8 protein-coding genes and 1 pseudogene are annotated in these 8,168 nt (G+C 68.9%); 7 read left to right on the plus strand and 2 right to left on the minus strand.

Annotation, left to right across the window (positions count from 1 at the left end):
- From ACNPM4_RS19415 to ACNPM4_RS19425, 3 genes are all read left to right on the plus strand, one after another.
- The coding region (locus ACNPM4_RS19415) for an ABC transporter ATP-binding protein (RefSeq protein ID WP_448986860.1) at positions 1-607 on the plus strand (607 nt) is incomplete at its 5' end.
- Positions 583-2,148: a hypothetical protein gene (locus tag ACNPM4_RS19420; RefSeq protein ID WP_448986861.1), complete on the plus strand. Its 1,566-nt coding sequence runs from the start codon at positions 583-585 to the stop codon at positions 2,146-2,148. The genes ACNPM4_RS19415 and ACNPM4_RS19420, both read left to right, overlap by 25 nt.
- 40 nt (positions 2,149-2,188) lie before the next feature.
- A complete protein-coding gene (locus ACNPM4_RS19425) occupies positions 2,189-2,455 on the plus strand; it encodes a DUF3039 domain-containing protein (protein WP_026049764.1) in 267 nt (88 codons plus the stop codon).
- 2 nt (positions 2,456-2,457) lie between these two features.
- Here the strand turns inward: ACNPM4_RS19425 and ACNPM4_RS19430 are convergent.
- Positions 2,458-3,846: pseudogene (locus tag ACNPM4_RS19430) on the minus strand (nicotinate phosphoribosyltransferase); the annotation flags it as partial.
- On the opposite strand from ACNPM4_RS19430, the gene murI reads away from it, so the two are divergent.
- The 4 genes from murI to ACNPM4_RS19450 all read left to right on the plus strand — a co-directional run bounded on the left by murI (position 3,847) and on the right by ACNPM4_RS19450 (position 7,092).
- On the plus strand, positions 3,847-4,677 hold the full coding sequence (gene murI, locus ACNPM4_RS19435) for a glutamate racemase (RefSeq protein WP_448986862.1): 831 nt from the start codon (positions 3,847-3,849) through the stop codon (positions 4,675-4,677).
- A 53-nt stretch (positions 4,678-4,730) separates the two neighbouring features.
- On the plus strand, positions 4,731-5,468 hold the full coding sequence (gene rph / locus ACNPM4_RS19440; protein WP_029262516.1) for a ribonuclease PH: 738 nt from the start codon (positions 4,731-4,733) through the stop codon (positions 5,466-5,468).
- A gap of 2 nt (positions 5,469-5,470) precedes the next feature.
- The gene (gene rdgB, locus ACNPM4_RS19445) at positions 5,471-6,064 is read left to right on the plus strand and encodes an RdgB/HAM1 family non-canonical purine NTP pyrophosphatase (RefSeq protein WP_029262515.1); all 594 of its coding nucleotides are present in this window, start codon (positions 5,471-5,473) and stop codon (positions 6,062-6,064) included.
- Between the two features lie 107 nt (positions 6,065-6,171).
- Positions 6,172-7,092, plus strand: a complete 921-nt coding sequence (locus tag ACNPM4_RS19450) for a cation diffusion facilitator family transporter (protein WP_448986863.1) — start codon at positions 6,172-6,174, stop codon at positions 7,090-7,092.
- 22 nt (positions 7,093-7,114) lie between these two features.
- Here ACNPM4_RS19450 and ligD read toward each other — a convergent pair.
- Positions 7,115-8,168: non-homologous end-joining DNA ligase (gene ligD / locus ACNPM4_RS19455; protein ID WP_448986864.1), on the minus strand; the 1,054-nt coding region annotated here is incomplete at its 5' end.

Consider the following 8,168-nt stretch of genomic DNA (forward strand, 5'->3'; position numbering starts at 1 on the left):
TCTGCTGCGCGCCGATGAGGGCAGCGTCGTGATCTGCGGAATCGATCAGGCGGTGCAGCCGCAGGCGGCGAAGCGAATGATGGGCGTGCTGCCCGACCGGCTGCGCACGTTCGACCGGCTCACCGGCCGCCAGCTCCTCTACTACTACGGTCTTCTGCGCGGGCTCACGGCCGATGTCATCGAGAAGCGTGCGGCTGACCTCGCTCGTGCCTTCGATCTCGGCGACGCGCTCAGCCGAGTGGTCTCGGACTATTCGGCGGGCATGACGAAGAAGATCATGCTCGCGGGGGCCATGATCCATTCGCCGCGCGTCCTCGTGCTCGACGAGCCGTTCGAATCGGTCGATCCGGTCTCGTCCGCGGTCATCCTCGACATCCTGCGCGCCTACGTCTCACACGGCGGCACCGTCATCCTCTCCAGCCACGGTATGGATCTGGTCGAGCGCGTCTGCTCGCGTGTGGCCATCATCGTCAACGGTGAGGTGCTCGCAGAAGGAACGATCGACGAGGTGCGCGCAGGTCAGACCCTCGAAGCGCGCTTCGTGGAGCTCGCCGGATCCAGCGGAGAGGTGGAGGGGCTCGAGTGGCTGCACACGTTCTCCGACTGAGAGTCGCGCTCCTCTTCGGGGCGCTGCGCAGCGATCGTCGGGTTCGGATGCTCGTGATGCTCGCAGCGGTCGTCGCCGTCACGGTCATCGTCTGCCTCGCGATCTTCAGCCTTGCCGATGCTCCTGTTCCCGTCGCCCGCGCGGTCACGGTGCTCGGCGGGGCCGCCCTGCTCGTTGGCTTCCTCGTGGGCCCGATCCTCGTCGGCGCGGTCGACCAGCTGGATCCCCGTCGGTTCGCGGTCTTCGGCGTGGACGAACGCCAGATGCCCTGGGTGCTCACGCTGGCGGCCTTCGTCAGTGTGCCCAGCCTGGCGCTGCTCGCCGTCTACATCAGCGTCTGCATCGTCGCGGTCCAGGCGGGAACGCCGTGGCCGCTCGCCATCCTGATGACGCTCCTCGGCGTCGTGACGACCGTGCTCGTCTCCCGGATCGGTATGGCGGTCAACGCCCTGCTGCTCCCCGAGCGTCGCTCGCGCGAGCTCACCGCGCTGTTCGCGCTCGCGCTGCTGGTGATCGCGTTCCCCGTCGCGGTGTTCCTCGGGTCCCTGCGCTGGGACGGTCTCGTCCCCGACTCTCTGGCGACGCTGTCGACGGTGCTCGGGTTCAGTCCGTTCGCCGCGGCGCCTGCCTTCCTCTTCTCGTCCGCTGCAGGAGGGACGGCATCGGCGTGGGTGAGCGGCATCGTGGCGATCCTCACTGTCGGCCTCCTGTGGGTCGCCTGGTCGTGGCTCGTGCGTCGCCTGCTCACGACGACCGAGCGCCCCGTCACCTCGCGAGAGCGCACCGGGCTCGGTTGGTTCGGTCTCCTGCCGTCCAACGCGTTCGGCGCGATCGCCGCCCGCAGTCTCGTGTACTGGCTCCGGGATCGCCGGTACATCATGAACATCATCGTCGTGCCGGTCGCCGGGGTGCTGACGGTGCTTCCTCTCATCGTCGCGGGCGTGCCCGTCGAGGTCGCCGCCCTGGTGCCCGTCCCGGTGATGGCGCTCTTCTTCGGCTGGCTGCCGCACAACGACGTCGCCTACGACTCGACGGCTCTGTGGACCCACGTGGCGAGCGGGGTGCGCGGGCTTCCCGATCGCCTCGGTCGCCTGGTTCCGGTTCTGCTGGTGGCTGTTCCCGTCCTCGCGATCGCCACGCCGCTGTCGCTCCTCCTCATCGGCGACTGGAGCCTCCTGCTGCCGCTCGGGGGCCTTGCGGCGAGTCTGCTGTTCTCGGCGCTCGGCATCTCGAGCATCGTCTCGGTCGTGGCGCCGTACGCGGTCTCCCGGCCCGGTGACAGCCCTTTCCAGCAGCCGCAGCGGCCCAGCTCGCGAGGCACGTACGGCCCGGCGGCCGCTTTCCTCGGAGCGATCGTGGTCAGCATCCCGACCGCCTGGCTGTTCGCGGCCACGGTCCTCGAGGGGTCGGCCTATGCGCCGGCGACGTTCTGGGTCGGGCTCCTCGTCGGGCTCACCGTGCTGGCAGCCGGAGCGGTCATCGGCGGCCGCATCTTCGAGCGCAGCGGCGAGAGGCTGATGGAGTTCGTCGAGACCGCGTGAAGACCGCCCGCGGCGTCTTCGACGCCGCTAGACTCTCGGGATGAGTACTCCGCTGGACAGCCCCGATCAGGGCGGCGTGGCAACGCTTGATCGCGAACTGGAAGAGCTCCTCCGCGAGGAGAATCTCGAGCCGGGCGACCACGAGCGCTTCTCGCACTACGTGAAGAAGGACAAGATCCTCGAGTCCGCGATCACCGGGAAACCGGTGCGGGCACTGTGCGGCAAGAAGTGGACGCCGGGTCGCGACCCGGAGAAGTTCCCGATCTGCCCCACGTGCAAGGAGATTTACGAGTCGATGATCGGCTGACGTCAGTCGGCTTCGACGTACACGGTGGGAATCGCCGGGTCGGACTTGCTGAGCGCGAGAGCGCGCACCGGCAGTTCCTCGCGCACGCGCAGGTGGTGCGCTCGCGCGGCCGCTGTCCCCGCAGCCCCCTCGTGGGCGGTGTCGATGTCTCCCGCCTCGACGAAGGTCACCTGAAGCGGACGGCCATCTGGGTGCTCGCCGGGTGTGTCGAGCTCCTCGAAGCCGTCGGAGACGACGACGGTCTCTGCGGTCGCGACGCCGTCGACCAGCGTCCGGAACGCGGCCTTGCGGCCGCCGTAAGACGCCTTGTCGGCAGATGCCTTCGCGACGCCGATCCACGAGCCGTCGGCATCCTGCCGTGCGACGAGCTTGTAGACCATGCTCGCCGTGGGGTATCCGGAGCCGGTGACCACGGATGTGCCGACACCGTAGGCATCGACCGGTGATGCGGCGAGAGCCGCGATGGCGTACTCGTCGAGGTCGCTGGTCACGGTGATGCGTGTGTGGGCGGCACCGAGCTCGTCCAGCTGCGCGCGCACATCGGCGGCGACGGTCGGAAGGTCGCCGGAATCGATGCGCACACCGCCGAGACGGGGGCCGGCGACGCGGATCGCCGTCTCGACGCCGGTGCGGATGTCGTACGTGTCGACGAGCAGCGTGGTGTCGGCGCCCATGCTCTCCACCTGGGCGCGGAACGCCTCCTCCTCGGTGTCGTGCAGCAGCGTCCACGAGTGGGCGGCCGTGCCCATCGTGGGAATGCCCCAGCTCCGCCCGGCTTCGAGGTTGCTCGTCGCGCCGAACCCCGCGATGTAGGCGGCGCGGGCTGCGGCCACGGCTGAGCGTTCGGCCGCACGTCGCGAACCCATCTCCGCCAGCGGACGCTCGCCCGCCGCGATGCTCATCCGCGCGGCGGCGGTTGCGACTGCTGAGTCGTGGTTGAGCACGCTGAGCGCCAGCGTCTCCAGGACCACCGCGTCGGCGAACGTCCCCTCGACGGTGAGGATGGGGGAGCCGGGGAAGTACAGTTCACCCTCGCGGTAACCGCGGATCGATCCGGTGAACCGGTAGTCCTCGAGGTACTTCAGCGACTCGGCGTCCACGACCTGCGCGTCACGCAGGAAGCGCAGCTCCTCCTCACCGAAGCGGAACTCGCGCAGCAGCCCGAGAAGGCGACCGGTGCCGGCCACCACGCCGAACCGGCGACCGCCGGACAAACGGCGGGAGAACAGTTCGAAGACGCTGGGGCGGAAGGCCGTCCCGTCCCGGAGGGAAGCGGCGAGCATCGTCAGCTCGTAGCGGTCGGTGAGCAGCGCCGTCGACGTGGTCATGCGCTCAGCATACTGAGCGTGCTGATGCGCGCGTCGGGCCGCGCGCGGGTAGGCTGGGGAGTCATGAACGACGCGCCGATCGGGATCTTCGACTCCGGTGTCGGCGGGCTCACGGTGGCGCGGGCCATCCGCGCCCAGCTGCCCCGAGAGTCGTTCGTCTACATCGGCGACACCGCGCACTCCCCGTACGGTCCCAAGCCGATCGCCGACGTCCGCCGCTACTCGCTCGAGGTGCTCGACACACTCGTCGACCAGGGCGTGAAGATGCTCGTGATCGCGTGCAACACGGCGTCGGCCGCGATGCTCCGTGACGCGCGGGAGCGATACGACACCCCCGTCGTCGAGGTCATCGGCCCCGCCGTGCGCCGAGCCGTCTCCACGACGCGCAACGGACGGGTCGGCGTCATCGGCACGGTGGGCACCATCGGATCCCGGGCCTACCAGGACATGCTCGAGGTGAACGAGAGACTGCGGGTCTTCACGGCGGCCTGTCCGCGGTTCGTCGAGTTCGTCGAAGCGGGGATCACGGGGACTCCCGAGGTCCTCGCGGTCGCCGAGGAGTACCTCGCTCCGTTGCGGAACGCGGACGTGGACACGCTCGTGCTCGGGTGCACGCACTATCCGTTCCTCCGCGGTGCCATCAGCTATGTCATGGGCGAGGGCGTCACCCTCGTCTCCAGCGACGACGAGACCGCAGGCGACGTGTACCGCCAGCTGGTCAGAGGCGACCTCCTGGCGTCGCCCGACGCGACGGCGACCTACGTCTACGAGGCCACCGGAGCCTCCGCCGATGAATTCACGGCATTGGCCAACCGGCTCATGGGTCGTGAGGTCCGCGACGTGCAGCTCGTGCAGACCGGCGTGATCCCCCTTCCCCACATCGCCTTCGAGTAAGGCCTCCTCGAATCGTCCTGACTCGATTCGTCCACCCCGACCGAGAGAAGCACATGACCGAAATCGTCCGCGTCGACGGCCGTTCCACCGACCAGCTGCGAGAGATCACCATCGAGCGCAACTGGAGCGCGCACGCCGAGGGGTCCGCCCTGATCAGCTTCGGCGGCACGAAGGTGCTGTGCACCGCCTCCTTCACCAACGGCGTCCCGCGCTGGCTGACCGGGAAGGGCAAGGGATGGGTGACGGCCGAGTACTCGATGCTCCCGCGTGCGACGAACAGCCGCAACGACCGCGAGAGCGTCAAGGGGCGTATCGGCGGTCGCACACACGAGATCTCCCGCCTCATCGGCCGCGCGCTGCGCGCCGTCGTCGACACCAAGGCACTCGGTGAGAACACGATCGTGATCGACTGCGATGTGCTGCAGGCAGACGGTGGCACGCGCACCGCAGCCATCACGGGCGCGTACGTAGCGCTGGCCGACGCGATCGAGTGGGGTCGGGAGAAGAAGTTCATCGGCAAGAACTCCACGCCGCTGCTCGACTCCGTGGCCGCCGTGTCGGTGGGGATCATCGACGGCGAGCCCATGCTCGATCTGGCATACACCGAGGATGTCCGGGCCGAGACCGACATGAACGTCGTGGTCACCGGGCGCGGGCTCTTCGTCGAGGTGCAGGGCACTGCGGAGGGAGCGCCGTTCGACAAGCGCGAACTCGATGCGCTGCTCGAGCTCGGCGTGGCCGGCTGCGAGGACCTGAAGGGCAAGCAGCTCGCCGCGCTGGCGGGGGAGTGACGATGCAGGTCGTCCTCGCGACCCACAACGCCCACAAGGTCGCGGAGTTCCAGCAGATCGTGGCGCAGGCGCGTCCTGACCTCGAGGTCGTCGGCTACGACGGACCCGAACCGGTCGAAGACGGAGTCACCTTCGCCGAGAACGCGCTGATCAAGGCGCGGGCGGCGTCCGCGCACACCGGACTCGCTGCCCTGGCTGACGACTCCGGGATCTGCGTCGACGTGCTCGGCGGCTCTCCCGGAGTCTTCTCCGCCTACTGGGCAGGACAGAAGAAGGATGCTTCGGCCAACCTCGAGCTGCTGCTCGACCAGCTGCGCGATATCGCTGACCCGCACCGGGCCGCGCACTTCACCTCGACGATCGCTCTGGTTCTGCCGGATGGACGCGAGCATGTCGTGGAGGGGCGCTGGCCTGGGCGCCTCGCGCACGCGTCGTCGGGCGACGGCGGCTTCGGATACGACCCGATCTTCATCCCCGATGGTCAGCCGGAAGGGCAGGAGCGGACCGTGGGCGGCTTCTCCGCGGACGAGAAGCAGTCGCAGTCGCATCGGGCCCGCGCTTTCGCCGAACTGCTGCCGCTGCTCGGCGCGCTCTGACGTCGCACGGTCCTTCAGCGAACCGCAGATGACGGTGAGAATCGTTACCCTTCCCGACTAGTCGGAACCGGGCTTCCGGCCCGGTTTCCCGGTCTAGCCTGGGGGGCATGCACGATCACGCACCCGCCGCCGGCGGCATCCGTTCGGCCAGCAGTCGACGCCTGTTGGCGATCTCGTTGTCGCTCACCGCGACCGTGATGGTCGTGCAGGTCGTCGGTGCGATCCTGACCGGATCGCTCGCGCTCCTCGCGGACGCCGCCCACATGTTCACGGATGCGTCCGCCCTCGTCATCGCGCTGATCGCGGCGACGGTGGCCGCACGCCCGGCCGATGACCGGCGCACCTTCGGCTATCAGCGCGCCGAGGTGTTCGGCGCGCTGATCAACGCGGTGATCCTGATCGCTCTGGCGACCTGGGTGGCGGTGGAGGGCATCGGTCGGCTCGTGAACCCGGGAGACGTCGAGGTCGCCGGCGGGCTCATGCTGGTCGTCGCCGTGGTGGGCCTGTTCGCTAACGCCATCTCGATGTGGCTGCTGAGCCGCGCGCAGCGGACGAGCATCAACGTGCGTGGGGCGTATCTCGAGGTGATGGGCGACCTGATCGGATCTGCGGCCGTCATCGTCGCGGCGATCGTCATCCTCCTCACCGGATGGATGCCGGCGGATGCCATCGCGTCCCTCTTCATCGCCGCCATGATCATCCCGCGGGCGATCACACTCCTACGCGAGGTCTTCTCGGTCCTCGCCGAATCCGCGCCGAAGGGGACGGCCGTCAGCGACATCCGGACGCACCTGCTCGGATACGCGGGTGTGGTCGGAGTGCACGATGTGCATGTCTGGCAGCTGACCCGAGGGGCGCCCGTGTTCACGGCCCACGTGAGCGTCGATCCGCAGTTGATCGCCGACGGACGATCGACGCAACTGCTCTCCGACATGCAGGCGTGTCTCGCCGATCACTTCGACGTCGAGCACTCGACCTTCCAGATCGAGCCGGCGGAACAGTCGGACTGCGAACCGCATCACGCCTGAGGCGAGCCGACGAGCGGGTGTTTCAGGGCTCGACGACGATGTCGTCCGGCTCCTTGTCCGGGCGCAGCCCCCGCCACCGGGCGTGGCGAAGGACGCCGTCCGGAGTCCAGTTCGCGAACTCCACTTCGCCGACGAGGTCGGGGCGCACCCAGAGCGCATCGGACGCATCGGGGGCCGGCACGCCGTCGAGGGGAGCGGTCTTCACGCGCAGCGGCTCCAGTCGCGTGAGGAGGTCGCGCAGGATACGGTCCGTGAACCCGGAGCCCACGCGTCCGACGTAACGGAGCCGTGGCGGTCCGTCGACACCGTCAGCAGGCTCCGGCACCGCGAGCAGCAGCGAGCCGAGGGTGCTCTCCCGATCCCCCTTCCCCGGGCGGATGCCGACGATCACGGCCTCCTGCATGCGCGTGTGCTTGAGTTTCAGCCAGGACGGGCTTCGTTGCCCCGGGCGATAGCGGGACTGCGGATCCTTGACCACGACCCCTTCGAGTCCGAACTCCCGGCTCGCGGCCAGGGCAGCGTCGACGTCGTCGAAGACCGGCGGGAGCTGCACGGGAGCATCGAGGTCGGCGATCACGTCCTCGAGCAGTGTGCGCCGTTCCCGCAGCGGCATGCCGGTGAGGTCATGACCGTCGAGCCGCAGCAGATCGAACAGCATGTAGACGATCGGCGTGCGGATGACCTCGCGCTCGATCTCGCGCGGTCGCGTGAGATGCATGCGGTTCTGCAGCAGCGAGAAGCTCGGTCGCCCGTGGCCGTCGAACGCCACGATCTCCCCGTCCACGACGGCGTCCGTGACCGGGAGGAACGGCGCACCATCCGCTGTCAGTTCGGGGTAGCGGGCGGTGATATCGGTGCCCCGACGTGCGTGCAGCAGCATCCGCCCGTCCGCCCACGTGCCCATCGCGCGGATGCCGTCCCACTTCACCTCGACCCAAGAGGGGTCGCTCAGCGCGCGCGCGACTCCGGGCGTGCCGTTCTCCGCGAGCATCGGTGCGAGCGTGGCGGGGGTGCTGTCGGTCGCCGGGATCGGTCCGCTACGCGGATGGCGCGAAGATCGACGCGGCGATGTCGTC

Source organism: Microbacterium umsixpiens (assembly GCF_053543675.1).